The sequence below is a fragment of the Microbacterium sp. 05N427 genome (assembly GCF_056397105.1).
In genome coordinates this window covers 13,635-40,335 of the sequence record NZ_JBFTMT010000025.1, presented here as the reverse complement: position 1 = coordinate 40,335, position 26,701 = coordinate 13,635, and the positions used below count along the sequence as shown (strand labels likewise).

23 protein-coding genes and 1 riboswitch are annotated in these 26,701 nt (G+C 70.9%); of the genes, 17 read left to right on the top strand and 6 right to left on the bottom strand.

Annotated elements, in window-relative coordinates; genetic code table 11:
• A partial coding sequence (locus tag AC1DG4_RS18340) for a RecQ family ATP-dependent DNA helicase (RefSeq protein ID WP_477421402.1) occupies window positions 1-1,427 on the bottom strand: 1,427 nt, incomplete at its 3' end.
• Window positions 1,428-1,509: 82 nt separating this feature from the next.
• Here AC1DG4_RS18340 and AC1DG4_RS18335 point away from each other — a divergent pair.
• The 4 genes from AC1DG4_RS18335 to AC1DG4_RS18320 all read left to right on the top strand — a co-directional run bounded on the left by AC1DG4_RS18335 (window position 1,510) and on the right by AC1DG4_RS18320 (window position 6,284).
• On the top strand, window positions 1,510-1,929 hold the full coding sequence (locus AC1DG4_RS18335) for a pilus assembly protein CpaE (protein WP_477379968.1): 420 nt from the start codon (window positions 1,510-1,512) through the stop codon (window positions 1,927-1,929).
• Window positions 1,930-2,006: 77 nt separating this feature from the next.
• Entirely contained in the window at window positions 2,007-3,530 is a 1,524-nt protein-coding gene (locus tag AC1DG4_RS18330) for an ATP-dependent DNA ligase (RefSeq protein ID WP_477379970.1), read from the top strand.
• A gap of 197 nt (window positions 3,531-3,727) precedes the next feature.
• Window positions 3,728-5,374 carry a thiamine pyrophosphate-binding protein gene (locus AC1DG4_RS18325; protein ID WP_477379972.1) on the top strand — a complete coding sequence of 549 codons (1,647 nt, stop codon included), beginning with the start codon at window positions 3,728-3,730 and terminating at the stop codon, window positions 5,372-5,374.
• A 49-nt stretch (window positions 5,375-5,423) separates the two neighbouring features.
• Window positions 5,424-6,284: a PhzF family phenazine biosynthesis protein gene (locus AC1DG4_RS18320; protein ID WP_477379974.1), complete on the top strand. Its 861-nt coding sequence runs from the start codon at window positions 5,424-5,426 to the stop codon at window positions 6,282-6,284.
• 135 nt (window positions 6,285-6,419) lie between these two features.
• Here AC1DG4_RS18320 and AC1DG4_RS18315 read toward each other — a convergent pair whose 3' ends face one another.
• Window positions 6,420-8,288 carry an FAD-dependent monooxygenase gene (locus tag AC1DG4_RS18315; protein ID WP_477379976.1) on the bottom strand — a complete coding sequence of 623 codons (1,869 nt, stop codon included), beginning with the start codon at window positions 8,286-8,288 and terminating at the stop codon, window positions 6,420-6,422.
• Between the two features lie 179 nt (window positions 8,289-8,467).
• Here AC1DG4_RS18315 and AC1DG4_RS18310 point away from each other — a divergent pair, with 179 nt between their 5' ends.
• On the top strand, window positions 8,468-9,166 hold the full coding sequence (locus AC1DG4_RS18310) for an IclR family transcriptional regulator (RefSeq protein WP_477379978.1): 699 nt from the start codon (window positions 8,468-8,470) through the stop codon (window positions 9,164-9,166).
• A gap of 129 nt (window positions 9,167-9,295) precedes the next feature.
• Here AC1DG4_RS18310 and AC1DG4_RS18305 read toward each other — a convergent pair whose 3' ends face one another.
• Window positions 9,296-10,675, bottom strand: a complete 1,380-nt coding sequence (locus AC1DG4_RS18305) for an MFS transporter (RefSeq protein WP_477379980.1) — start codon at window positions 10,673-10,675, stop codon at window positions 9,296-9,298.
• A 182-nt stretch (window positions 10,676-10,857) separates the two neighbouring features.
• Here AC1DG4_RS18305 and AC1DG4_RS18300 point away from each other — a divergent pair, with 182 nt between their 5' ends.
• The 8 genes from AC1DG4_RS18300 (at window position 10,858) to AC1DG4_RS18265 (ending at window position 19,697) form a co-directional block, all read left to right on the top strand.
• Window positions 10,858-12,363 carry a fumarylacetoacetate hydrolase family protein gene (locus AC1DG4_RS18300; RefSeq protein WP_477379982.1) on the top strand — a complete coding sequence of 502 codons (1,506 nt, stop codon included), beginning with the start codon at window positions 10,858-10,860 and terminating at the stop codon, window positions 12,361-12,363.
• Window positions 12,354-13,034 (top strand): GntR family transcriptional regulator, encoded by a 681-nt coding sequence (locus tag AC1DG4_RS18295; protein WP_477380407.1) that lies wholly within the window; start codon window positions 12,354-12,356, stop codon window positions 13,032-13,034. The genes AC1DG4_RS18300 and AC1DG4_RS18295 overlap by 10 nt, the downstream gene beginning before the upstream one ends.
• A gap of 33 nt (window positions 13,035-13,067) precedes the next feature.
• Window positions 13,068-14,606, top strand: a complete 1,539-nt coding sequence (gene hpaE / locus AC1DG4_RS18290; protein ID WP_477379984.1) for a 5-carboxymethyl-2-hydroxymuconate semialdehyde dehydrogenase — start codon at window positions 13,068-13,070, stop codon at window positions 14,604-14,606.
• Between the two features lie 36 nt (window positions 14,607-14,642).
• Window positions 14,643-15,806: a 3,4-dihydroxyphenylacetate 2,3-dioxygenase gene (hpaD, locus tag AC1DG4_RS18285; RefSeq protein ID WP_477379986.1), complete on the top strand. Its 1,164-nt coding sequence runs from the start codon at window positions 14,643-14,645 to the stop codon at window positions 15,804-15,806.
• Window positions 15,807-15,922: 116 nt separating this feature from the next.
• The gene (locus AC1DG4_RS18280; protein ID WP_477379988.1) at window positions 15,923-16,708 is read left to right on the top strand and encodes a fumarylacetoacetate hydrolase family protein; all 786 of its coding nucleotides are present in this window, start codon (window positions 15,923-15,925) and stop codon (window positions 16,706-16,708) included.
• The gene (locus AC1DG4_RS18275) at window positions 16,693-17,496 is read left to right on the top strand and encodes an aldolase/citrate lyase family protein (protein ID WP_477379990.1); all 804 of its coding nucleotides are present in this window, start codon (window positions 16,693-16,695) and stop codon (window positions 17,494-17,496) included. Before AC1DG4_RS18280 ends, AC1DG4_RS18275 begins: the two co-directional genes overlap by 16 nt.
• 184 nt (window positions 17,497-17,680) lie before the next feature.
• On the top strand, window positions 17,681-18,928 hold the full coding sequence (locus AC1DG4_RS18270; protein ID WP_477380409.1) for an MFS transporter: 1,248 nt from the start codon (window positions 17,681-17,683) through the stop codon (window positions 18,926-18,928).
• A gap of 37 nt (window positions 18,929-18,965) precedes the next feature.
• A complete protein-coding gene (locus tag AC1DG4_RS18265; RefSeq protein ID WP_477379992.1) occupies window positions 18,966-19,697 on the top strand; it encodes a DUF6882 domain-containing protein in 732 nt (243 codons plus the stop codon).
• Window positions 19,698-19,715: 18 nt separating this feature from the next.
• Here AC1DG4_RS18265 and AC1DG4_RS18260 read toward each other — a convergent pair whose 3' ends face one another.
• A complete protein-coding gene (locus AC1DG4_RS18260; RefSeq protein WP_477379994.1) occupies window positions 19,716-20,192 on the bottom strand; it encodes a DUF4188 domain-containing protein in 477 nt (158 codons plus the stop codon).
• 66 nt (window positions 20,193-20,258) lie between these two features.
• Here AC1DG4_RS18260 and AC1DG4_RS18255 point away from each other — a divergent pair, with 66 nt between their 5' ends.
• Window positions 20,259-20,846 (top strand): TetR/AcrR family transcriptional regulator, encoded by a 588-nt coding sequence (locus tag AC1DG4_RS18255; RefSeq protein WP_477421401.1) that lies wholly within the window; start codon window positions 20,259-20,261, stop codon window positions 20,844-20,846.
• A 74-nt stretch (window positions 20,847-20,920) separates the two neighbouring features.
• The gene (locus AC1DG4_RS18250) at window positions 20,921-21,466 is read left to right on the top strand and encodes a hypothetical protein (protein WP_477379998.1); all 546 of its coding nucleotides are present in this window, start codon (window positions 20,921-20,923) and stop codon (window positions 21,464-21,466) included.
• 71 nt (window positions 21,467-21,537) lie between these two features.
• Here the strand turns inward: AC1DG4_RS18250 and AC1DG4_RS18245 are convergent, their stop codons facing one another.
• Complete coding sequence (locus AC1DG4_RS18245) at window positions 21,538-22,419, bottom strand: bifunctional methylenetetrahydrofolate dehydrogenase/methenyltetrahydrofolate cyclohydrolase (protein WP_477380000.1); 882 nt, start codon at window positions 22,417-22,419, stop codon at window positions 21,538-21,540.
• The gene (gene glyA / locus AC1DG4_RS18240; protein ID WP_477380002.1) at window positions 22,416-23,690 is read right to left on the bottom strand and encodes a serine hydroxymethyltransferase; all 1,275 of its coding nucleotides are present in this window, start codon (window positions 23,688-23,690) and stop codon (window positions 22,416-22,418) included. The genes AC1DG4_RS18245 and glyA overlap by 4 nt, the downstream gene beginning before the upstream one ends.
• 37 nt (window positions 23,691-23,727) lie before the next feature.
• Window positions 23,728-23,810: riboswitch (ZMP/ZTP riboswitch) on the bottom strand.
• A gap of 85 nt (window positions 23,811-23,895) precedes the next feature.
• On the opposite strand from glyA, the gene AC1DG4_RS18235 reads away from it, so the two are divergent.
• Complete coding sequence (locus AC1DG4_RS18235; protein ID WP_477380004.1) at window positions 23,896-25,473, top strand: family 20 glycosylhydrolase; 1,578 nt, start codon at window positions 23,896-23,898, stop codon at window positions 25,471-25,473.
• Complete coding sequence (gene nagA / locus AC1DG4_RS18230) at window positions 25,470-26,645, top strand: N-acetylglucosamine-6-phosphate deacetylase (RefSeq protein WP_477421400.1); 1,176 nt, start codon at window positions 25,470-25,472, stop codon at window positions 26,643-26,645. Before AC1DG4_RS18235 ends, nagA begins: the two co-directional genes overlap by 4 nt.
• Window positions 26,646-26,701: the final 56 nt, after the last annotated feature.

Here is a 26,701-nt window from a genome sequence, read left to right as displayed (position 1 = left end):
TCCATGCGGCACGCGCGGGTCTGCTCGTACTCGACCATGTGCTGCTGCTCGGCGAGGCGCTCCGCGGCAATCCGGCCGTAGCGCTCGGCGTCGTAGCTCCACGGCTCACCCGTGGCGATCCACCCGCCCTGCACCCGCCGCACAGCGCCGTCCACGTCGAGCACCTTCAGCAGCAGCTCGAGCGGCGTGCGCCGGATGTCGACGATCGCCTCGAGCGCYGGCGTCGAGACCGGCTGGTCGCCGAGCGCCGCGATCACGCGCTCGGCGCGCTCCCTGTCCGGCATCGACGCGGTCGCGAAGTAGTGCCAGATGTCGCGGTCCTCGGCCCCCGGCAGCAGCAGCACGTCGGCGCTCTCGCTCGCGCGCCCCGCGCGACCGACCTGCTGGTAGTACGCGACCGGGGAGGAAGGCGCGCCCAGATGCAGCACGAAGCCGAGATCCGGCTTGTCGAAGCCCATCCCGAGTGCGCTCGTCGCGACCAGCGCCTTCACCTCGTTGCGCTTGAGCATGCCCTCGGATTCGGCGCGCTCCTCCGCGTCGGTCTGTCCCGTGTATGCGCGCACCTCGTGCCCGCGTTCGCGCAGCAGCCGTGCCGTGTCGACCGCCGCAGCGACCGTCAGCGCATAGATGATGCCCGATCCGGGGAGGTCGTCGAGGTGGCTGAGCAGCCAGGCGAGCCTGCTCGGGGCGTCCGGCAGACGCAGCACCCCCAGCCGCAGCGACGACCGCGCGAGCGGCCCGCGGATCGTGAGCACCTCGGATCCGGATACGGTCCCCGCGCCGTCCGCCTCCGCGCCGCTCGTGCCGAGCTGCTCCGCGACGTCGGCCACCACCCGGCTGTTCGCGGTCGCGGTGGTCGCGAGCACCGGCACGTCGGACGGCATCTGCGCGATCAGCTCACGCAGCCGCCGGTAGTCGGGGCGGAAATCGTGTCCCCAGTCGCTGATGCAGTGCGCCTCATCGATCACGAGCATGCCGATGCGCCGCACCAGCGCCGGCAGCTGCTGTTCACGGAAGGACGGATTGTTGAGCCGTTCGGGCGAGACCAGCAGCACGTCGACCTCGTCGCGGTCGAGCTGCGCGATCACATCGGCCCATTCGTGCGCGTTCGTCGAGTTGATCGCCACCGCCCGCACGCCGGCCCGCTCCGCGGCGGCGATCTGGTCGCGCATGAGGGCCAGCAGCGGCGACACCAGCACGGTCGGCCCTGCCCCGGCCTGACGCAGGAGCAGGGTCGCGACGAAGTACACGGCGGACTTGCCCCATCCGGTCCGCTGCACGACCAGCGCCCGACGACGGCCGGCCACGAGCGCCTCGATCGCTTCGAACTGCCCGTCGTGGAACACCGCATCGGAGCGGCCCACGAGCGCGCGCAGTGCGTCGAGCGCGTCGTCCCTGATTCCGGCGGAGGCTGCGTGCGGCGTCATACCTCCACTCTGCCCGCTGCCGCGGACATCGCCGCACCGACGAGTCGCGGGAATAGTCTCGGACGATGAGCAGGAGAGCAGCGTGATCACCCGCGAACTCGCGCTCGCCCTGCGCGACGCCGGCCTGGTCTGGCATCCGGCCGAGGGCGACCGCTTCCAGCTCGACCTCCCGGACGAGGTGGAACTGGAGGCCGAGGCCGACGTCTACACGGTCAGCACGATGACGATCGAGGCGCGGCCGACCCCGAGCGGCACGATCCTCGCGTTCAACGGCACCACCGAGTGGGCGCTCGACGCGGTCACGCTCGGCGATGCGGTCTGGCTCCCCCGCGAGGATCAGCTCCGCGACCTCCTGCGCGGCACGTTCCGCCGCCTCGTGCGGCTCGACGATTCCTTCCGCGTGGAGATCGGGTTCGCGGACGAACGCCTGAGTTTCGAGCACCCGGATCCGTCCGAGGCCTATGGGCGCGCGCTGCTCGTGCTCATCCGGCGCTCGCGCTGAGTCCGCACCGGAGCCGTCCTGGCGCCGAGGTCGCGGATCCGCCCCGCGATGTCGGATCTCGGTGCGACAATGCCGTCATGAAGCTCAGCGAGCTCGTCACCGCGACCGGGGAGGCCGCCGCCACCTCGTCGCGCCTGGCCAAGATCGAGGTGCTGGCGCGGCTGTTGCAGAGCGCAGACCCCGACGAGGTCGCGCCGCTCGTCGGCCTGCTCCTGGCCTCGCCGCGGCAGGGCAGACTCGGCGTCGGATGGCGTGGGATCACCGCGGTCGAGGCGACGCCCGCCGAGGCGGCCACCCTGACCGTCGCCGATGTCGACCGCGCACTCGACGAGCTGGCCGCGGTGGCCGGATCCGGATCCGCCGCCGCGCGCACCGCCCTGCTCGCGGGGTTGGCCGCCCGCGCCACGGCGGCGGAATGGGACTTCCTCGCGCGCGCGATGCTCGGTGAACTGCGTACGGGCGCGCTCGCGGGCGTGCTGCTCGACGCGATCGCCCGCGCGTCCGACCGCGCCCCTGCCACGGTCCGGCGGGCCGCGATGCTCTCCGGCGACCTCGGTGCGACCGCGCTCATCGCCCTCACCGGCACGCCGGAGGACCTGGATGCCGTGGGGCTCGCCGTGGGGCGCCCGGTGCTGCCGATGCTCGCGGCGAGCGCCGCTACCCCGAGCGCGGCGCTGGAGGTCACCGGCGAGGCATCGGTCGAGTACAAGCTCGACGGTGCGCGGATCCAGGTGCATCGCCACGGCGACGACGTCCGGATCTTCACGCGCAGTCTCGCCGATGTGACGCACCGGCTCCCCGAGATCGTCGAGATCGTGCGCGCGCTGCCCGCCCGCGACCTCATCCTCGACGGCGAGACGCTGTCCCTCGACGAGGACGGCGGCCCTCGCCCGTTCCAGCAGACCATGTCGCGGTTCGGCGCCGACGTCTCGCGCGAGCTCGTGCTGCGGCCCTGGTTCTTCGACCTGCTGCACGTCGACGGTCGGGATCTCCTCGATGAGCCGCTCTCGGAACGCCTCGCGGAGCTCGAGCGCGTGGCCGGCGCCTGGCGCATGCCCGGCATCGTCACCGCGGATCCCGAGGTCGCTGAAGAACTGTCTCGCGAGGCATTGGCCGCCGGGCATGAGGGCGTGGTCGTCAAGGCGATCGGATCCGCCTACGCCGCCGGCCGCCGCGGCAAGTCCTGGGTCAAGGTCAAGCCCGTGCTCACCTACGACCTCGTCGTGCTCGCCGCGGAATGGGGATCCGGCCGCCGCCGCGGCTGGCTCTCGAACCTGCACCTCGGAGCCAGGGATCCGGATGGCGAGTTCGGCGAGCCAGGAGAGTTCGTCATGGTGGGCAAGACCTTCAAGGGCCTCACCGACGAGCTGCTGCGCTGGCAGACCGAGACCTTCCCCGGATACGAGACGCGACGCACGGGCGCCGCCGTGTTCCTCCGCCCCGAGATCGTCGTCGAGATCGCGATCGACGGCGTGCAGCACTCTCCGCGCTACCCCGGCGGGATCGCCCTGCGCTTCGCCCGCGTCAAGCGCTACCGCCCCGACAAGACCGCGGCCGACGCGGACACGATCCAGTCCCTCCGCGCACTGCTTCGGGAGTGAGCCGCCCGACGGCGCCACCGCGGGAGGAGGACCGCACGCCCGTCCGGGGCTCACTAGAATGAACGGGTCCGGCGCATGCGCGACCCGCTGCTGCGCCGGTGCTCGAAAAAGGGGCACGAAGCCCGCAGTGCGACGACGCGCTCCGGCGAGACACATACGGATCCTCGTTCCGTTGTCGTCTCGAAAGGCCGTTCAGCATGCCCACCGTCTCCGCGCACGTCGCCCTCACCCTCGCTCAGCACATCGACGCCGTCTTCGGCGTGATGGGCAACGGCAACGCTTATTTCCTCGATGCGATCGAGAAGCAGACCGACGCCTCCTTCACCGCCGTCCGGCACGAGCAGGGCGCCGTGGTCGCCGCCGACGCGCACTTCCGGGCCTCCGGCCGGATCGCCGCCGCCACCAGCACCTATGGCGCCGGTTTCACCAACACGCTCACGGCCCTCGCCGAATCGGTGCAGGCGCGCATCCCGCTCGTGCTCGTCGTCGGCGACGAGCCCACGAGCGGCCCGCGACCCTGGGATGTCGATCAGATCGCCCTCGCCTCAGGGGTCGGCGCCCGCACCTATACCGTGGGCCGGGCCGACGCGGCCGCCACCACGGTCATCGCGATCGAGCACGCCCTCACCTACCGGGTGCCGGTGGTCCTGGCGATCCCCTACGACGTCGCCGCGCTCGAAGCCGGCGAGGTGCCCGCCGCCCCGGCTCCGCGCGTACCGGCGCCGCTGTCCCCCAAGGGCGAGTTCGCCGAGGGGATGCTCGACCGCCTCGCCGCGGCCCTGCGCTCCGCGAAGCGCCCGTTCCTGCTCGCCGGCCGCGGCGCCTGGCTCGCCGGTGCGGGCGATGCCCTCGGCGCACTGGCCGAGGCGACCGGCGCCCTCACCGCGTCCTCGGCCCTCGGCCGCGGGGTGTTCCCCGACCAGCGCTTCGACCTCGGCGTGACCGGCGGTTTCGGCGCCGAGGGCGCGATGGAGCTCATCCGCGAGGCCGACGTCGCGGTGGTGTTCGGCGCCTCGCTCAACCAGTTCACGATGCGGTTCGGCGCATTGTTCGCCCCGGATACACAGGTCTTCCAGATCGACGTGACTCCCGCGGCCACCCACGCGCACGTCGGCGGCTTCGTGCGCGCCGACGCCCGGCTCGCGGCCGAGGCGCTGGTGTCGCGCCTTCAGGGCGCGGAGGGATCCGGCTGGCGCGAGAGCGTCGACGTCTCCGCCGCCCGCGTCTACGAGCCCGGCGACGAGATCGCGCCGGACGGCCGGCTCGACCCGCGGTCCGCGGCACGCCGCATCGCCGAGCTGCTCCCTGCGGATCGCGTCGTGGTCTCGGACGGCGGGCACTTCATCGGCTGGGCGAACATGTACTGGCCGGTCGCGTCGCCCGACCGGATGATGATGATCGGCACGGCGTTCCAGGCGATCGGTCAGGGTTGGCCGAGCGTCGTCGGCGCCACGCGCGCCCGCCCGGAGGCGACCGTGGTGCTCACCTCCGGCGACGGCGGCGGCCTCATGGCGATCGCCGACCTCGAGTCGGCCGTCCGCGCCGCCGGAGGCCGGGGCATGGCCGTGATCTGGAACGACGCGGCCTACGGCGCGGAGGTGAACCTGTACGGCCTCAAGGGCCTGGCCCGCGAGCCCATGCTCATCCCCCAGGTCGACTTCTCCGCGTTCGCCGCCGCCGTGGGCGCGGAGGGCGTCGCCGTGCGCACGCTCGCCGATCTGGACCGCCTCGCCTCCTGGAGCACCGAGGATCCGGCCACCCGCCCGTTCCTCGTGCTCGACCTGCGGATCTCGGGAGAGGTGATCGCGCCGTACCAGGAGGAGATCATCCGCGTGAACTCCTAGCCGGGCGGTCCGAGCCGGCCTCGGGTCACCTCGCCGTAGGCTCGAGGCCATGAGCACGTCGCCCGAGGTCCTCCGCTACGCCGCCTTCGCCGATGCGCCCGAGGGCGGTAATCCGGCGGGCATCGTCCTCGGCGCCGCCGCCCTGACGGATGCCGAGATGCTGCGGATCGCCGCCGACGTCGGCTATCCGGAGACCGCGTTCCTGCTCTCCTCCGCGACCGTCGACGGCGTCCGGCGTCACCGGATCCGGTATTGGTCGCCCGCCGCGGAGGTGCCTTTCTGCGGACACGCGACCGTCGCCACCGCCGTGGTGCTCGCCGAGCGCGAGGGGGCGGGCGCGATGGTGTTCGACACTCCCGTCGGCGAGGTCTCGATCACGGCGGCGTCGACGGCGGACGGGATCGAGGTCTCGTTCACGAGCGTCGAGCCGACCGTCCGCGAGCTGGACCCGGAGGTCCTCGGCCGGACCCTCGACCTGCTCTCGCTGCGCGCCGACGATCTGGATCCGGCCTACCCGCCGCGGGAATCCTTCGCGGGCAACTGGCACCCGGTGCTGGTGCTGCAGGATCCGGAGATCTTCCACCAGTTCCGGTTCGCGCCGGAGCCCATCGCGGATCTCATGCTCGCCCAGGGCTGGACCGGCACGATCACGGTGCTGCATGCGTTGTCGGATCGCGAGTTCCTCGCGCGCAACATCTTCCCCGTCGCGCGGATCACCGAGGACCCGGCGACCGGATCCGCCGCCGCGGCGACCGGCGCCTACCTGCGCGCGGTCGATCGCGTCCCCGAGGTCCGCGTCGTGCGGATCCACCAGGGCGCGCACGTCGGCCGCCCGAGCCTGCTGACCGTCGCGATCCCGGCTTCCGGCGGCATCATCGTGACGGGCGGCGCGACGAAGATCCCGGGCTGATCCGACCTGGGTTGCGGACCATGTCCCACTTTCGGCGGTGATTCGGCCGGATTCAGAGCCGAAAGTGGGACACGGTCCTGCACGAAGTGGGACACGGTCGCTCCCGGCAGGGCGACCCTGCGGGGCGTGCCGGCCTCACGCCTCCAGGAAGGCGCCCTCCAGGAACGAGGCGAGCTCGTCCACAGCGTCGAGCGGCAGGATCGCGGCGACGTACTGGTCCGGCCGGACCACGATCACGACGCCGTCGCGGGACAGGCCGCGCTCGGCGAAGATGTCGGTCTTGGACCAATGCGACGGGGCGGCCGCATAGACCTTCTCCCAATCGGTGAGCCCGAGCGGGCCGGTCTTCGGCTGGAACAGCGCCGGCGCGGTCGTGACATCGAGGTCCTCGTAGGACTGCTGGGAGATCGCCTTCACGTCGAACACCGCGTCCACGTCGCCGTCGGCCGGGGTGAAGCGGGCGAGCACGGGCGTGGCGGCCTCGGCCCAGACGTCCAGTCCGGAGCCGGCGGCGTCGCCGAACGCGTACACGCGCCAGCGGCCGTCGGCCTTGGCGTGGTGGCCCAGGTGGATCACGTTGCCGTCGGAAACGCGCACGACCTCCGCGCTCTTGAAGCGCTTGCCGAGGGGGAAGCCTGTGGCGAGCGCCTGATGCGCATCGGATCCGGTGATCATCGACGACGTGTACTGCGTCATGAACCCCGAGGGGAACTCGGCCGTGGCCAGGTAGTACTTCGCCAGCTCCTGCGGATCCGAGATCTCCTCCGGCTTGCGCGCCATGAGGGACGACCACTCGCGATCGAAGTCGATGAGCTGCTGGGCAACAGGCTGCCGCTCGGCGCCGTAGGTCGACAGCAGCGCGGCGGGGGCGCGGCCGGTGAGCACCGAGCCCAGCTTCCAGCCGAGGTTGAAGCCGTCCTGCATCGACACGTTCATCCCCTGCCCCGCCTTGGCGCTGTGCGTGTGGCAGGCGTCGCCGGTGAGGAAGACCCGGGGCGCTGCGGCGGATCCGGGATCCACATCGTCGAAGCCGTCGGTGATGCGGTGGCCGACCTCGTACACGCTGTGCCAGGCGACCTCCTTCACGTCGATCGCATAGGGGTGCAGGATCTCGTTCGCCTTGGCGATGATCTCCTCGATCGGCGTCGCGCGCACGGCATGGTTGTCATCCGCGGCGACCTCGCCGAGATCGATGTACATCCGGCTGAGGTAGCCGCCCTCGCGTGGAATGTGCAGGATGTTGCCGGCCTCGGCGTTGATCGCGCATTTGGTGCGCCAGTCCGGGAAGTCCGTGTTGACCAGCACGTCCATGACGCCCCAGGCGTGCGCGGAGATCCCGCCGACGTGCGTGCGTCCGATGGCCTCGCGCACGCCGCTGCGGGCGCCGTCGCAGCCGGCGACGTACTTCGCGCGGATGGTGCGCTCCTCGCCCGTGCGCTCCCCCGCGGAGTAGCGCACCCGCACCTCGACGGGGTGCTCCCCCTCCTCGTGCACGGTGAGGCCGAGGAACTCCACGCCGTAGTCCGGCAGGATCCGGCCTGGGCCGTCGGCGGCGGCCTCGGCGAAGTAGTCGAGCACACGCGCCTGGTTCACGATGAGGTGCGGGAACTCGCAGATGTCATAGGCGTAGTCGGCGGTGCGCGCGGTGCGGACGATGTTCTGCCGGTTCTCCGGATCCGGGCCCCAGAAGTTCATCCAGCCGATGTTGTAGGCCTCGGCGACGATCCGCTCGGCGAAGCCGAACGCCTGGAACGTCTCCACGCTGCGCGGCTGGATGCCGTCCGCCTGTCCGAGCACGAGGCGTCCGTCGCGCTTCTCGATCATCCGCGTGGTGACGTCGGGATACTGCGACATCTGCGCGGCGAGGAGCATGCCCGCGGGGCCGGATCCGACGATGAGGACTTCCATCGTGTCGGGGAGGTCCGCAGTTCGGTCGATGCCCGTGCCTGCGGCGGGGAGCACCCGAGGGTCGTGGGAGACGTATCCGTGGTGGTGGAACTGCATCGTCGTCGATTCCTTCCTGACGGCGCCGTCGGGCTCGGTTCGGGCTGGTGCGCGGGTCGTGCGCTTCGCGAGAATGTCTTGCGTCTCGCACCATCGTGTTCTATATTCGAACACGACGTTCTACTATTGAACACAGACTATCCRAGGTCGCGCGAGCGATCAAGACGCGAGGAGCATTCGTGGCCGACGCCCCCGCCTCGCAGACCCTCAGCCGCGGCATCCGGATCCTGGAGGTCCTCGCCGACGCGCGCGGACCGCTCTCGATCGACGAGATCGCAGAAGCACTCGGCGTGCACCGCTCGATCGCTTACCGGCTGCTGCGCACACTCGAGGATCACGGACTCGTCTCGCGGGACGGCTCTGGGCTCGTCGCACTGGGTGCACGCATGGCCGCCCTCGCGGCCGGCGTCGCGAACGACCTGCAGGCCGAGGCCCTCCCCGAGCTCACCGCCGTCGCGAACGAGCTCGGCATGACCTGCTTCCTCGCAGTGCTCGACCGCGAGGAGTGCATCACGCTCGTCAGCGTGGAGCCGCGGCACGCGGTGGCCAGCGTGGCGCAGCATCCCGGCGCGCGCCACTCGGTCACGGTGGGCGCCCCTGGTAAGGCGATCCTCTCCCAGCTCACCGACCAGGAATGGCCCTCGGGCGCCCGCGCGGCACTGCGCACGGAGGTCGCAGGAGTGCACACCGCGGGATACGCCACGAGCCACGACGAGGTGATCCCCACTGTGCAGTCCGTGGCGGTCCCGCTCGCGCTGCGCGGGCAGCGTCCGGCCGCGATCGCCGTGGTGCACGTCGCCACAGACCGCACCGCTGCGGAGATCGCGGCACGTCTGCAGCGCTCGGCGACGACGATCCGCGAGGCGCTCGGGGCCTGACCCGTTCCGCATTCCGCAGGACGAATGCAACTCTGGAGGACGGCCACGTCGTGACCGTCCTCCAGAGTTGCAAAGGTCCTTCAGAGTGGCCGGACGGATCCGGATCCCAGAGCCCTCCGACCGTGGGCCTCAGGCCCTCGACAGCCCGTGGATCGGGCTCACCGACTGCTCGGCCTCGTGGTCGGGGCCCAGGGGGATGCCGCTGCGGTCGCGCAGCAGGAGCGTCGCGATGAGGCCGATCACGGTCATGCCTGCGAGGTACCACGTGACGGCCTGCGTCGAGCCGGTGGCCTGCACGATCGCGGTCGCGATGGTCGGCGCGAACGCGCCTCCGGCGATCGCCCCGATCGCGTACGAGATCGAGACCCCGGAGAACCGGATCGATGCCGGGAACAGCTCGGTGTACAGAGCCGCCTGCGGGCCGTACGTGAAGCCCAGACCGATCGTGAGGATCGCGAGGGCCGCGAACAGCAGCCCGACCTGACCCGTGTTCACCAGCGGGAACAGCGTGAACACGCCGCCGAGCTGCAGGATCCATCCGATGATGTAGGTCGTCCGGCGCCCGATCCGGTCCGAGATCCACCCGGCGACCAGGGTCGACAGCAGCCACGTGACGGCGGATCCGGCCACGGCCCAGAGCACGGGGCCGCGCTCGAGCTTGAGGGCGCCATCGGGGTTGGTCGCGTACCCCTGGATGTATCCGCCGGTGGTCATGTAGCCGACCGCGTTGTTGCCGGCGAAGACGAGTGCGGCGATGATCACGAGCAGCAGGTGCTTGCGGAACAGCTGCACGATCGGCATGCTCGCGGCCTCCTTGCGCTCGGCGAGCTCGGTGAACACGGGGCTCTCCTCGACCTTGCGCCGCACGTAGTAGCCGACCACGATCAGCACCACGCTGAGCAGGAACGGGATCCGCCAGCCCCAGGACAGGAACTGGTCCCCCGGCGCGACCAGCGCCATGATCGCCATCACGCCGGAGGCGATCAGAAGCCCCAGCGGCACGCCGATCTGCGGCGCCGCGCCGAAGATGCCGCGCTTGGCCTTGGGCGCGTGCTCGACGGCCATCAGCACGGCACCGCCCCATTCGCCACCGGCCGAGATCCCCTGCAGGATGCGTAGAAGCACCAGCAGGATCGGAGCCGCGATGCCGATCGCGTTCGCATCGGGCAGCACGCCGATCAGGGCTGTCGCCGCGCCCATCAGGATCAGCGTCCACATCAGGACCGCCTTGCGACCGAACTTGTCTCCGAAGTGGCCGGCGAGGAACGCTCCGAGGGGGCGGAACAGGAAGCTGACGCCGACCGTCGCGAACCCGATCAGGGCGCTGTTCGCGCCGAGCTCCTTGAAGAAGAGCTGGCCGAACACCAGCCCCACCGCGGTGGCGTAGATGAAGAAGTCGTACCACTCGACCGTGGTGCCGATGACCGTGGCGAAGACCACGCGTCGCCGGTCGGCCGGGGAGGCGATGGTTCCGGTGGGCGTGAAGCCCGGGGAGGATTCTGCGGACATGCTGTCTCCTTTGCATGGGACGTCGTCGTCTTGGCCGACATCGTCGTCGTGCCCGTCAGGGGGATTCGGGATCCTGCGGACGGATCCGGATCCCATGCTTGCCGGGCTCGACTCGATGATATACGATTTCGAATACGAAGCCAAGGATCCTTCCCTGGCACCCACCGCGCGAGGAGGCGCCCATGCCCGCACCGATCGACCGGCCCGGCAAGATCATCGCGATCCACCTCAATTACCGCTCCCGTGCCGACCAGCGCGGACGCACACCCGCCTCCCCCTCGTACTTCTTCAAGCCGTCCTCCTCCGTGGCCGGCACCGACGGCGTGGTCGAGCGCCCAGCCGGCACCGAGCTGCTCGCCTTCGAAGGCGAGATCGCCCTCATCATCGGCGCCGCCGCGCACCGGGTCAGCGTCGAGGACGCCTGGGCGCACGTCGCCTGGGTGACCGCGTCGAACGATCTCGGCCTGTACGACCTGCGCGCGAACGACAAGGGCTCGAACGTCCGCTCCAAGGGCGGCGACGGCTACACCCCGATCGGCCCCGACCTCATCCCGGCGGCCGAGGTCGACCCCGCCGAGCTGCGCGTGCGGGCGTGGGTGAACGGCGACCTCCGCCAGGACGACGAGACCAGCGGCCTGCTGTTCCCGCTCCCGCAGCTGATCGCCGACCTCTCCCAGCACTTCACGCTCGAGCCCGGCGACATCATCCTCACCGGCACCCCGGCCGGATCCAGCGTGATCGTCCCCGGCGACGTGGTCGTCGTGGAGGTCGACGCCCCGCACTCCGCCAAGACGCTCACCTCCGGCGGGCTGCGCACCACCGTCACCCAGGGCACCGTCGCCTTCGACGGCGCCCTCGGATCCCTCCCCGCCGTGGACGACCTGCAGCGTGCAGAGGCCTGGGGCTCGCGCGAAGAGGCGGGCCTCGCTCCGGCCGCCGAGCCTGCCGGAGCACCGGCCGCGACGCCTGCGACGACGTCAGGGCTCGACCCGCAGCTGCGCGCCAAGCTCGTCGCGGCGCCGACGGCCGGCCTCAGCGCCCAGCTCCGCAAGCGCGGCCTGCACGCGTGCTTCATCGACGGCGTCTCGGCCAACCTGCCCGGCGCCAAGATCGTCGGCACCGCGAAGACGCTGCGCTTCGTCCCCGCCCGTGAGGACCTCTTCGCCAGCCACGGCGGCGGCTACAACGCGCAGAAGCGCTGCTTCGACGCCGTGGACGAGGGCGAGATCATCGTGATCGAGGCCCGCGGCGACGCCACCACGGGCACGCTCGGCGACATCCTCGCGCTGCGCGCCAAGGCCCGCCGCGCCGCCGGTGTGGTCACCGACGGCGGCGTGCGCGACTTCGCAGCGGTCGCGGAGATCGGCCTGCCCGTGTTCTCGCAGGGCGCGCACCCCTCCGTCCTCGGCCGCAAGCACGTGCCGTGGGACGTCGACGTGACGATCGCCTGCGGCGGCGCCACGGTGCAGCCGGGCGACATCATCGTCGGCGACAGCGACGGTGTGATCGTGATCCCGCCCTCGCTCGTCGAGGAGGTCGTCGACGCCACCCTCGCCCAGGAGGACGAGGACGCCTGGATCGCCGAGCAGGTCGAGGCCGGGCACCCCGTCGACGGGTTGTTCCCCATGAACGCCGCTTGGCGCGCGAAGTACGAGGCCGCGACCGGCACGCAGGACGGATCGAAGTGACCGATCTCCTCGCCGCGAGCAAGTCGGAACAGGCGTACGCCTGGGTCCGCGCGCGCATCTCCTCGCATGCGTTCGGGCCGGGCTTCCGGCTCGTGCTCGGCGCGATCGCGGACGAGCTCGGCATGAGCGTCGTCCCGGTGCGCGAGGCGATCCGCCGACTCGAGGCCGAAGGCCTGGTCACGTTCGAGCGCAATGTCGGCGCGAGGGTCTCGCTCGTGGATGAGAGCGAATACGCGCACACCATGCAGACACTGGGCCTGGTCGAGGGCGCGGCGACCGCGCTGTCCGCCCCGTTCCTCGACGCCGGCGCTCTCGCCCGTGCCGAGGAAGTCAACGACCGCATGGTCCGCCTGCTCGAGAGCTTCGACGCTCATCGGTTCACAGAACTCAACAGGCAGTTCCACTCGGTGCTGTACGAGCCGTGCCCGAACCCGCACATCCTCGATCTCGTGCAGCGCGGCTGGGCCAGGCTCAGCGGGATCCGCGACTCCACGTTCGCCTTCGTCCCCGGCCGCGCCGGCCATTCGGTCGAAGAGCACGTGCAGATCCTCGATCTGATCCGCACCGGCGCCGATCCGCTCGAGATCGAGCTCGCCGCCCGCAACCACCGCTGGCGCACCATGGACGCGTTCCTCGACGCGCGTCGCGCCGATGCCTCCGAGACCCCCTGAACGAAGCCACCCGCACCACCCGGAAGGACGATGATGACCGACGCCTATGCCCCGGCAGATCTGCCGGAGAAGATCCAGCACTACATCGACGGCGAGTTCGTCGACTCGCTCGACGGCGACACCTTCGAGGTGCTCAACCCCGTCACGAACGAGACCTACGTGCACGCCGCCGCCGGCAAGAAGGCCGACATCGAGCGCGCCGTCGCGGCTGCCAAGCGCGCCTTCGACGAGGGCCCCTGGCCGCGCATGGTCCCCCGCGAGCGCTCGCGGGTGCTGCACAGGATCGCCGACATCGTCGAGTCCCGCGACGCGCGCCTCGCCGAGCTGGAGTCCTACGACTCGGGCCTCCCGATCACGCAGGCGCTGGGCCAGGCCCGCCGTGCCGCCGAGAACTTCCGCTTCTTCGCCGACCTGATCGTCGCGCAGGCCGACGACGCCTTCAAGGTCCCCGGCAAGCAGATGAACTACGTCAACCGCAAGCCGATCGGCGTCGCGGGTCTCATCACGCCGTGGAACACCCCGTTCATGCTCGAGTCGTGGAAGCTCGGCCCCGCGCTCGCGACCGGCAACACGGTCGTCCTGAAGCCCGCCGAGTTCACGCCGCTGTCCGCATCCCTGTGGGCGGGCATCTTCGAGGAGGCGGGACTGCCTGCGGGCGTCTTCAACCTCGTCAACGGCCTCGGCGAGGACGCGGGCGACGCGCTCGTCAAGCACCCCGACGTGCCGCTCATCTCCTTCACCGGCGAGAGCCGCACCGGCCAGATCATCTTCGGCAACGCCGCGCCGTTCCTGAAGGGCCTGTCCATGGAGCTCGGCGGCAAGAGCCCCGCCGTGGTGTTCGCCGACGCCGACCTCGACACCGCGATCGACGCCTGCATCTTCGGCGTGTTCTCGCTGAACGGCGAGCGGTGCACGGCCGGATCCCGCATCCTCGTGCAGCGCGACGTCTACGACGAGTTCGTCGAGCGCTACGCCGCGCAGGCGAAGCGCGTGAAGGTGGGGCTGCCGCACGACCCCACGACCGAGGTCGGCGCGCTGGTGCACCCCGAGCACTACGACAAGGTCATGAGCTACGTCGAGATCGGCAAGGGCGAGGGCCGCCTCGTCGCCGGCGGCGGACGCCCCGAGGGCTTCCCCACGGGCAACTACGTCGCCCCGACCGTGTTCGCCGACGTCGCCCCTGATGCCCGGATCTTCCAGGAGGAGATCTTCGGCCCGGTCGTCGCGATCACCCCCTTCGACACCGACGAGGAGGCGCTCGCCCTCGCGAACAACACGCGTTACGGTCTCGCCGCCTACATCTGGACCAACGACCTCAAGCGCGCGCACAACTTCGCGGGCGCCGTCGAGGCCGGCATGGTGTGGCTGAACTCGAACAACGTCCGCGACCTCCGCACCCCGTTCGGCGGCGTGAAGGCCTCCGGCCTCGGACACGAGGGCGGCTACCGCTCGATCGACTTCTACACCGACCAGCAGAGCGTGCACATCACGCTCGGCGCCCCGCACAACCCGGTGTTCGGCAAGCAGGCGCCCCCGGCCGAGCAGGACCTCGACGACCCGGACCCCCGCTGACCGGATCCCGGATCCTCATCACGCAAGGACGCTGATATGACCAATCGTGCAGACATGACGCCCACCTCCTCCGGCTTCTTCACCAGCCAGGAGGCGCCCATCACGACCGACAACCCGGTCGCCACCCCCTCCTCCCCGCCGCCGGATGTGCTCCGCTGCGCCTACATGGAGCTCGTCGTCACCGACCTCGCCGCCTCGCGGGTGTTCTACGTCGACGTGCTCGGCCTGTACGTGACCGAGGAGGACGACGAGGCGATCTACCTCCGCTCCACGGAGGAGTTCATCCACCACAACCTCGTGTTGCGCAAGGGTCCGGTCGCGGCGGTCGCCGCGTTCTCGTACCGCGTGCGGACGCCCGAGGATCTCGACCTCGCGGTCGCCTTCTACACCGAGCTCGGCTGCGACGTGCGCCGCAACCCGGGCGGTTTCGTGAAGGGCATCGGCGACTCGGTGCGGGTCGTCGATCCGCTCGGCTTCCCGTACGAGTTCTTCTTCCAGACCGACCACGTCGAGCGGATGAGCTGGCGCTACGACCTGCACATCCCGGGCGAGCTCGTGCGCCTGGACCACTTCAACCAGGTCACGCCCGACGTGCCGCGCGCGGTGAAGTACATGCAGGACCTCGGCTTCCGCGTCACGGAGGACATCCAGGACGACGAGGGCACGGTCTACGCCGCATGGATGCGCCGCAAGCCCACCGTGCACGACACCGCCATGACCGGCGGCGACGGCCCGCGCATGCACCACGTGTGCTTCGCGACGCACGAGAAGCACAACATCCTCGCGATCTGCGACAAGCTCGGCGCTCTCCGCCGCTCCGACGCGATCGAGCGCGGACCCGGCCGCCACGGCGTGAGCAACGCGTTCTACCTGTACCTGCGCGACCCCGACGGCCACCGGGTCGAGGTCTACACGCAGGACTACTACACGGGCGACCCCGACAACCCGGTCATCACCTGGGACGTGCACGACAACCAGCGCCGCGACTGGTGGGGCAACCCCGTCGTGCCTTCCTGGTACACCGACGCATCCCTGGTGCTCGACCTGGACGGCAACCCCCAGCCGGTCGTCGCCCGCACCGACTCCAGCGAGATGGCCGTGACGATCGGCGCCGACGGGTTCAGCTACACCCGTCCCGCCGACGAGGAGGCCATGCCGGAGTGGAAGCAGGGCGAGTACAAGCTCGGCCACCAGCTGTAGTCCGGCGCCGCCCTTCGTCTCGTCGCTGCGCTCCTCGCTCAGGGACCGGCCAGCCCCGGTTCCTGAGCGAGCGCAGCGAGACGAAGGACGCCCATAGCACACGAAAGGATCGATCCATGCTCCCCGCAGAAACCATCACCGCGCTCGCCGCGGAGCTCGCGGAGGCGGACCGCACGCACGGCGTGATCCCGCGTATCACCGCGCGCCACCCCGAGGCGACCGTCGAGGACTCGTACGCGATCCAGGGCGTCTGGCGCGACGCGCAGGTGGCCGCAGGGCGCAGGCTCGTGGGGCGCAAGATCGGCCTGACCTCGAAGGCCATGCAGCAGGCCACCGGCATCACCGAGCCCGACTACGGCGTGATGTTCGACGACACCGTGTACCCCTCCGGATCCGAGATCCCGGTCGATCACTTCTCGAACGTGCGCATCGAGGTCGAGCTGGCGTTCGTGCTGAAGGAGCCGCTCTCCGGCCCCGACTGCACGCTCGAGGACGCCCTCGCCGCGATCGACTACGCCGTGCCGGCGCTCGAGGTGCTGAACTCGCACATCGAGCTCGAGGGCCGCACGATCGTCGACACGATCAGTGACAACGCCGCCTACGGCGCCATGGTGCTCGGCACCGTGCGCAAGCGCCCCGACGAGCTCGACCTGCGCTGGGTGCCCGGCGTGCTGTCGCGCAACGGCGAGATCGAGGAGACCGGAGTCGCCGCCGGCGTGCTGGGTCACCCGGCCACGGGCGTCGCCTGGCTGGCGAACAAGTTCCATCAGCACGGCGCGCGTCTCGAGGCGGGCGAGATCATCCTGGCAGGATCGTTCACGCGCCCGATGTGGGTGGCGCGCGGCGACGAGGTGCTGTGCGACTACGGACCGATGGGAACGATCGAATGCCGCTTCGTCTGAATCCGACCTTCCGCGAGCACCTGGCCGGTGCCGACCACGCCCTGATCGGCATGTGGTCGTGCACGGGCAGCCCGCTCGTGACCGAGATCGCGGCCGGGAGTGGCCTGGACTGGCTGCTCATCGACGGCGAGCACTCCGCCAACACGCTGGAGTCGCTCCAGGTGCAGCTGCAGGCCGTCGCTGCCTACCCGATCACGCCCCTCGTGCGCGTGCCCTGGAACGATCCGGTGACCATCAAGCAGATGCTCGACATCGGCGCACAGAACCTCATCGTGCCGATGGTCTCGTCGGCGGACGAGGCGCGCGCCGCGGTGGCCGCGACCCGATACCCGCCTGCGGGCATCCGCGGCGTCGGATCCGCCCTGGCCCGCAGCGCCCGCTGGAATCGTGTCGAGGGCTACCTCGTCGAGGCCGCGCAGCACGTGTCCGTGACCCTGCAGATCGAGACCTCGGCGGGCGTGGAGGCGGCGGCAGAGATCGCCGCCGTCGACGGCGTGGACGCGGTGTTCGTCGGCCCCTCCGACCTGTCGGCGTCGATGGGGCTGCTCGGGCAGCAGACCCACCCCGACGTCGTCGCGGCGGTCGAGCACGTGTTCACCGCGGTGGCCGCCGCCGGAAAACCGGTCGGCGTGAACGCGTTCGACCCGGTCGCGGCCGATGCGTACATCGCCGCGGGCGCCTCGTTCGTGGCCGTCGGCGCGGACGTGGCCCTRCTCGCCCGCGCCTCGGAGGCCCTGGCGACCCGGTTCCTCCCCGCCCCGGGCTCCGCCCCCGCCGCCAGCTACTGATCCCCACTTCGTTTCACCGCCTGGCCCGTCGGGTCGCCTCCGCCCTCCGCCCCACCCGGTGAGCGGCTCCCCGGAAACAAAGTGCGCAACGGCTGTATCCGCGCCGAATATGGAGCCAATTGCGCGCTTCGAAACCGGAGCAGAGCCCGACCGGCCGAGCGGACCTGCCAGGATGGGGCGGGTGATGAAGGCCCTCGCAGCTCTGCAGGACCGCGGGTTCCGCTGGTTCTTCCTGGCGCGCACCCTCACGCTCGTCACGGGCTCGATGTCCTCGATCGCCCTCGCGTTCGCGGTGCTGAGCATCGACAACGATGCCGGCGCGCTCTCGATCGTGCTCACCGCGTTCACCGTGGCGAACATCGTCTTCCTGCTGCTCGGCGGCGTGGTCGCGGACCGGCTGCCGCGCGCGCTCGTGATCCAGACCAGCTATGTCGTGGACATCCTCTCGATCGGCACCACGGCCGCCCTGCTCTTCACGCACACCGCGACCGTGCCGCTGCTCGCCGGTCTCGCCGCGCTGAACGGAGCCTCCGCCGCGTTCGTGATGCCCGCGATGCAGGGACTCATCCCGCAGCTGACCGCACCCGGCCATCTGCAGCAGGCGAATGCGCTGCTGTCCTTCGCCCGGTCCGCCACCACGATCGCCGGCCCGGTCGTCGCGGGAGGGATCGTCGCGCTCGCCGGTCCCGCCTGGGTCATGGTGATCCAGGCCGCCGGATGGGCGCTCGCGATCGTCTTCCTCGCACTCGTGCGCCTGCCGCCCCCGGTCCGCGGACAGCGCACGGGGCTGTTCCACGACCTGCACGACGGGTGGCGCGAGTTCTGGTCCCGCCCGTGGCTCTGGATCGTGGTGCTCGCGTTCATGGTCCTCAACGCGATCCACGCCGGCGCCTGGGGCATCGCGGGTCCGTACATCGCCAAGAACGACCCGCTCCTCGGCATCGCCGGCTGGGGATGGGTCGTGAGCGCAGAGGGCGCCGGCGTGCTGGTGATGACGCTGCTGCTGCTCTGGCTGCCCCTGCGGCGTCCGCTGCGGCTCGGCATGCTCGGGATGAGCGCGCTCGCGATCCCGCTCACGCTCCTGGGCGTGCACCCCTCCGTGCTGCTCCTGGTCGCCGCCGCCTTCGTGGCGGGCGCGGGCGTCGAGGTCTTCAGCACCGGATGGAACGTCACCATGATGGAGCAGATCCCCGAGGAGAAGCTGTCCCGGGTGTCCAGCTACGACATGCTGGGCAGCTTCGTCGCGATGCCGGTCGGCACGCTCGCGTTCGGCTGGCTGATCGCGCGCGCCGACGTGACGGCGCTCATGGTGGGCTCGGCGATCGTCTACGCCGTCATCGCCCTGGGCACCATGCTGATCCCGAGCATCTGGCGCATGGGACGTGGACCGGTCTCGACCGCACGACGCGAGCCCGTCTCCGACGGCGTCTGACTGGCGCTTTCATAGGCATCCGCGGCAGGATGAGGGCATGACCTTCCCCGCCCTCGCGCCTCTCGCCGACCGCGCGGCACTGTTCGCCGCGCTCCGCCAGGACCAGCTCGTCACCGCGACCGCCGCCCTGGGCGAGCACCGCTGGGACGCGGACCTCGCGGCCGGCACCCTCACCTTCACGTCCGAGACGGACCCGAGCCGCCAGCTCGTCGCGCGCGCATCGCTCGTCGCCACGATCGCCCCGGGTCCCCACTCCCTGATGTGGGCCTGGGCGCACCCGCAGGGCGGATCCGACCCGTCGATCGCGAGCCTCCGCGACTACGGGACGACGTACTCGATCGACGAGCTCTCGAACGCGGAGCTGCCGTTCCCCGCCGAGGCCGACGCGGACCTGGACGCGTGGATCGCGGGCGCCGCGCACCAGATCGGCGCGATCGCCGAGGAGATCACCGGACGCTCGCCGTACTACTCCGCTCCGGTCGGCAGCGGCACGCGCGCCGTGTTCCTGCTGGACGCTCCCCTCCCTGCTCTCACGGTCGCCGACGCGGTGATCGCCCTGCCGCGTATCCTCTCCGAGCTGTCGCTCTCCGACGCCCGTTCCTCGGTGTGGGATCTGGCCCGGCTCGCGGGCTGGAACATGCAATGGGCCGACGAGGCCTACTCGGCGGCGGTCGTCAGCGATGCGAGCGGCAGCGCGACGTTCCGCTTCGACGAGTACGCCCGGATCGCGGGCGTCGAGTCCCCGCTCGGGCAGGTCCCGCAGGCCTGATCCGGTGCGGGCCGACCGTCAGCGGCCGAGCCGTTGCCGCGCCGTGTTCCGGCCCGCGCCGACCGGCTCGTGCGCCGTGGCGGCGGCGAGTCCGAACAGCGGCATGTCGGCGTAGATCGCCTCCATCTCCCCCGCCGGGACCTGGTAGGTCTCGTGCCAGACGCCGACGCTGCCGGATCCGAGCAGCGTGCGCATGAAGTCACGCCACGGCTGCAGGTGCGGGGCGTCCCGGTCCGCCGCGAAGCGCTGCAGATGCTCGGGGCTCTCCCAGTACGAGAGCAGGATCGTGGTGCGCCCCAGCCAGCTCTCGCAGCCGAGCATGCCCGCCTCCGGATGCTCGGCGAGATGGCGGAGCATCTTCGGCATCTGCCGTGCCACGCGCTGCACCCGACCCAGCTGCCACCACTTGTTCGCCCGCATCCCGATGACGAACACCGTGATGTCGCTGCGGTCCACGGCCGCCGTGTACCGACCGGGGAAGACCTTCGCATTCATCGTCGTTCCTTCCGAACGTTGTTATAGAACGATGTTATGAAACGACGTTACGATAGGATCCCCTCCATGGCAAGACCCATCACCCACGATGCGAACCTGYGTTCCCGACTGATCGAGGTCGCCTCGGCGATGATCGACCGGGACGGCCCCGAGCGCTTCTCCGTGCGCGAGGTGGCGGGGGCAGCCGGGACCTCCACGTCCGCCGTCTACTCGCTGTTCGGCAGCAAGGCCGATCTGATCGTCGCCGTGGTCACGGACTCGTTCGCCTCCTTCGCCCAGGCGCAGCGCGCGGCGGAACCCCGGGGCCTGCGCGCTCTGGGCGAGGCCTATCGCGCGTGGGCGCTGCAGCACCCCGACCGCTACCGGCTCATGTTCAGCGGCGCGATCGCAGGGGCACCCCACGGCGCCAGGGGCGACGGCGGGGATCCGGAGTCCGATCCGGAGCTGGATGCCCTGCTCCCCCTCGCCCGCACCCTGACCGGCGCCGATCGGGTCGACGAGAGCGTCGACTTGCGCAGCACGCTGGCCGTCTGGGCGCAGGTGCACGGCGCGGTCAGCCTCGAGCTCGCTCGCGTCGCTCCGCCCTGGGTCGACACCGACGCGGTCTACGCCGTGGTGCTCGACGCGATCGCCGCGGTGCACCCCGGCCGCTGAACGCACACGCACCCGCACGACGACGCGCCCCGATCCGCCTACCCGCCCGCTCCGTCGCGTGACAGTCTGGACGCATGAGGAATCTGATCGTGCGGTTCGCCTCGCTCTACGTCTTCAACGTCGTCGTGCTGCTCGTGATCGGCTGGCTCACGCCGGCGAGGGTCGGCCTGCACGCACTGTGGGCCTCCGTGATCCTGACTCTGGCAACGCTCGTGCTCAAGCCGCTGCTGAAGAAGGCCGCAGCATCCCTGTCGGCCAGTGGCACCAAGGTCGCGCAGTACCTCGCCGTGTTCGTGGTCGAGTTCCTCATCTGGCTGCTCACGGTCTGGCTGAGCGGCGTGCGCGCCGGAAACCTCTGGGGCTGGATCGTCCCACCGGTGATCCTGCTGATCGGCTGGGTCGTCTACGACCAGATCGACGACGCGCTGTCCCGCAAGGCCGGCGAGCTGTACGACGCCGCGGGCGCGAAGATCTCGGGGTCCCGGCGCGGATCCGCCTCCCCGGCGTCGCCCGCCCCGGCGTCGCCCGCCCCGTCATCGCCGGCGACCGCCGCCGGGCGCGAGGAGCTCAAGGACGGACTCACTCCCGAGCAGCGCCGCATGCTCGACGAGCTCGGCTGAGCTCCGGCTCCCGCACCGAGAACGGGCGGATCCGATCAATCGTCGCATCCGCCCGTTCTCGGTCTACGTGCTCAGGCCGCTGTGCGCTCCGCAGCCTCGACCACGTTCGTCATGAGCAGCGCGACCGTCATCGGGCCCACGCCGCCGGGGTTCGGCGAGATCCAGCCGGCGACCTCGGCGACCGCCGGATCCACGTCGCCGTAGACCTTGTTCTTGCCGGTCTCCGGATCCGTCTCGCGCGTCACCCCCACGTCCAGCACCGCGGCGCCTGGCTTGACGTCGGCGGCGGTGATGAGGTGCTTGACCCCGGCGCCCGCGACGATGACATCGGCCTCGCGCAGATACGGCGACATGTCGGGCGTTCCCGTGTGCACCTGCGTCACGGTCGCGTTGATGTCGCGGCGCGTGAGCAGCAGCCCCATCGGGCGTCCGATCGTGACGCCGCGGCCGACGACCACCACGTGCTTGCCCTTGAGGTCGTAATCGTTGCGCAGCAGCAGCTCGATCACACCGCGCGGCGTGCAGGGCAGCGGCGTGCGGATCGGCGCGTTCACGTTCAGCACGAGTCGGCCGAGGTTCGTCGGGTGCAGCCCGTCGGCGTCCTTCGCGGGGTCGATCCGCTCGAGGATCGCGTCGGTGTCGAGGTGCTTCGGAAGCGGCAGCTGCACGATGTAGCCGTGGCAGGCCGGGTCCGCGTTGAGCTCGTCGATGATCGCCTCGACCTCGGCCTGCGTGGCGTCGGCGGGCAGTTCGCGCTGGATCGAGTTCATCCCGATCGCCTCGGACTGCCGGTGCTTCATCCCCACGTACAGCTGCGACGCGGGGTCCGCCCCGACCAGCACCGTGGCGATGCCCGGGACGATACCCTTCTCCCGCAGCGCAGCGACCCGCTCCGTCAGCTCGGCCTTGATCTCGGCCGCAGCGGCCTTGCCATCCAGAATCTTCGCGGTCACTGCACGAGATCCGGGTAGAGCGGGAAAGCGGCTGCGAGTGCATCCACACGGGCGCGCAGCGCCTCGACGTCGGCACCGGGCAGCAGCGCGAGGGCGATGACGTCCGCGACCTCGGTGAACTCGGCGTCGCCGAAGCCGCGGGTCGCGAGCGCCGGGGTGCCGATGCGCAGGCCCGAGGTGACCATCGGCGGGCGCGGGTCGTTCGGGACCGCGTTGCGGTTCACCGTGATGTGGATGTCGTGCAGCAGATCCTCGGCCTGCTTGCCGTCGATCTCGGCGTCCCGCAGGTCGACGAGCACGAGGTGCACATCGGTGCCGCCGGAGCGGACCGCGATGCCCGCGTTCATCACGTCCTGCTGCGAGAGGCGGTCGGCGATGAGGGCCGCTCCGCGCAGCACGCGCTCCTGACGCTCCTTGAACTCGGGGGTGCCGGCGATCTTGAACGCGGTCGCCTTGGCGGCGATCACGTGCATGAGCGGTCCGCCCTGCTGCCCCGGGAAGACGGCGGAGTTGATCTTCTTCGCGATCTCAGGGTCGTTCGTGAGGATGAAGCCGGAACGGGGGCCGCCGATGGTCTTGTGCACGGTCGAGGAGACGACGTGCGCGTGCGGCACCGGGTTGGGGTGCAGGCCAGCGGCGACGAGTCCGGCGAAGTGCGCCATGTCGACCCAGAGCAGCGCGCCCACCTCATCGGCGATCGCGCGGAACGCGGCGAAGTCGAGCGTGCGCGGGTAGGCGGACCAGCCGGCGATGATGACCTTGGGCTTGTGCTCGATCGCGAGGCGGCGCACCTCGTCCATGTCGATGGTCGAGGTCTCCGGGTTCACGCCGTAGGCGACGATGTTGTAGAGCCGCCCGGAGAAGTTGATCTTCATGCCGTGCGTGAGGTGGCCGCCCTGGTCCAGAGACAGGCCGAGCAGGGTGTCGCCGGGGCGGGCGATCGCGTGCAGCACCGAGGCGTTCGCCGTCGCGCCGGAGTGCGGCTGGACGTTCGCGAACTCGGCGCCGAACAGCTCCTTCGCGCGGGCGATCGCGAGCTCCTCCGCGACATCGACCTCCTCGCAGCCGCCGTAGTAGCGGCGGCCGGGATACCCCTCGGCGTACTTGTTGGTCAGCACGGATCCCTGCGACTGCAGGACCGAGACGGGGACGAAGTTCTCCGAGGCGATCATCTCGAGGAAGGTCTGCTGACGCTTCAGCTCCCGGTCCAGGACCTGGGCGATCTCGGGATCGACCTCGGAGAGAGGCGCGTTGAAGAAACGGTCGGTCATGAGCGTGCTCCTTTGACGGTTACGAAAAGACGGGTGGCTCATCGGCCCAGGCGCGCGGTCGAATCCGTAACGGTCGCTCCCCGGTGGTGACCCACCCAGACGCCAGTCGCGACAGGGACGAGCCTACCCGATCGGGATGGGGATCCGGAGGGCTGTGACGCGCGTGCGTCTCCGCGCCCCCGCCCGGGCACGGTACGTTTTGTTCATGGTCCTGCATGATGCACCGTCGCTCATCCCGTTCCCCTCCTCCGTAGATCTCGGCGAAGGGTCCGTCCCGCTCGGTTCCGTCCGGCTCAGCGGCGATCCCGACGCGGTCGCGCTGCTGCGCGCGGAGCTGGACACGGTGCTCGGCCACGATGCGCTGCGCGACACGGGGGCGACGGAGATCGCACTCGGGATCGACGCCGCGCGAGGATCCGCCGAGGGCTACACGCTGGACGCGGGCGCCGGGGGGATCCGCATCACCGGGCACGACGCTGCGGGCCTCTTCTACGGCACCCGCACTCTGCTGCAGCTGCTCCGCCTCGACGGTGCCGGCTGGTCCGTCCCCGAGATCCGCATCGACGATGCCCCGCGCTTCCGCTACCGCGGGGTCATGCTCGACGTCGCCCGCCACTTCTTCGGCGTCGCCGATGTGGAGCGCTGGATCGACCGCGCCGTCTCGCTCAAGTACAACCACCTGCATCTGCATCTCACGGACGACCAGGGCTGGCGGATCCACATCGATGCGTGGCCGCAGCTCACCGGCGCCGGATCCGGCGGCGACGCGACCGGCGGACCAGGGGGCTTCTACACGAAGGACGACATCCGCGAAATCGTCGCGTACGCCGCCGCCCGGCACATGACGGTCGTACCCGAGATCGATCTGCCCGGACACACCCATGCGGTCGGACTCGGCTACCCCGACCTCGTCGAGCTCCCGGCGATCACGGAGGCGAACGTCACGGAGGCGGCCGCGCTGGACCAGCCGCTGCCGGTGCACGGCGTGCACTACGCGGCCTGGGGCGTGGGGCATTCCTCGGTGAAGATCCACGAGGAGCGCACTTACGACCTGATCCGTGACGTGCTCGCCGAGGTCGCCGAGCTGATGCCGGGCCCGTACCTGCACATCGGAGGCGACGAATGCCTCGGCACGTCGGCCGCCGACTTCGCGCTCTTCTTCGAGCGGGCGGGACGACTGGCCGCGGCGACCGGGAAGACCCCCGTCGCCTGGCACGAGGCGGGCGCCGTCGACGGCCTCGTGAACGGCATGATCGGGCAGTACTGGGGATCCGTCGTGCCGCAGGGCGACCACGCGGCGCACGCCCGCCGCTTCGTGGAGCGCGGGGGCGCCCTCATCCTGTCGCCCTCCGACCGCGCCTACCTCGACATGAAGCCGCGCGCCGACCACCCGCGGGGGCTCGCGTGGGCGGGCATCGTGCCGCTGCGCACCTCATACGACTGGGATCCTGCGGCGGTGCTCGACGGTGTTCCCGCCGCATCCATCCTCGGCATCGAGGCGCCGCTGTGGACGGAGTCCGTCACCACGCTCGCCGAGGCCGATGGGCTCGCGTTCCCGCGCATCGCCGCGCAGGCGGAGATCGGCTGGTCGGCGCAGAATGGAGCAGAGCGTTCCTGGCACTCGTTCCGCGCCAGGATCGCGCAGCTGGTCCCCGCCTGGGAGGCCTCCGGCATCGCCGTCGACAGCGCCGCGCTGGACGACGACCAGGAGCAGGACGACGCGCGCGCCCCGCAGTCCCACATCCACCCCGCATCCGCACCGAGCACCGAGGAGACCGCATGACCGTCCGCACCGAGAGCTCCGCGCAGGGGTCGCTCCTCATCCATTCCGCCCGCATCGTCTCCGGCGGCTCTGTGGTCGACGATGGCTGGGTGCGGTTCGAGAACGGATCCGTCGCGGCGCGCGGCACCGGTTCCGGCTGGGCTCCCGCGGACATCGTCGTGGATGCGCGCGACGCAGCGGGCGAAGGTGYGATCCTGACCCCCGGCTTCGTCGACATCCACAGCCACGGCGGCGCAGGGGCGGCCTTCGACGACGGGGTCGACGCGATCCGCACGGCCCGCGCGATGCACCGCTCGCACGGCACCACGCGCGCGGTCGTCTCACTGATCACCGCGACGCTCGACGAGCTCGCCGAGCGCGTCGGCATGGTGGCCGACCTCATGCAGACCGATCAGGATCTGCTCGGCTCGCACCTGGAGGGGCCGTTCCTCGACCCGGGCCACATGGGCGCCCACGACCCCGAGCTGCTGCGCGCTCCGGCCGCTGCCGATGTGCAGCGCCTGCTCGACGCGGGGCGCGGGACCGTGCGCCAGGTCACCGTCGCCCCCGAACTGGACGGCGGACTGGAGGCGATCCGCCTCATCGTCGCCGCGGGCGCCGCGGCCGCCGTCGGGCACACCGACGCGGACGACGACACGATGCGTGCCGCGTTCGACGCCGGTGCGACGATCCTCACCCACGCGTTCAACGCGATGCGCCCGGTGCACCACCGCGACCCGGGTCCCGTGCTCACCGCCGCGCACGACGAGCGCGTGACCCTCGAAGCCATCGCCGACAACATCCACCTGCACCCGCAGGTCATCAAACTCGTGTTCGACGAGGCGCCGGGACGGGTCGCGCTGGTCACCGATGCGATGGCGGCGGCAGGATCCGCGGACGGCGACTACATGCTCGGATCCCTGCACGTGACCGTCCTCGACGGCGTGGCACGGGTGGACAGCGGATCGATCGCCGGCTCCACGCTCACGCAGGACGTGGCGCTGCGACGCGCGGTCGAAGCCGGCGTGCCGCTCGCGGATGCTGTGCTCGCCCTGACGCGCACCCCCGCACGGGCGATCGGCGTGGCCGACACGCTCGGTGAACTCGAACCGGGCCGCCTCGCGGATGCGGTGCTGCTGACCGCGGAGCTCCACGTCGCGGCCGTGTGGACGGGCGCTCCGCTGCGACGCTGACCCGCGTCCTCGACCCGGGCGGGGCCGTCGCTCCCCAGCGACGGTCCCCTCCCGCG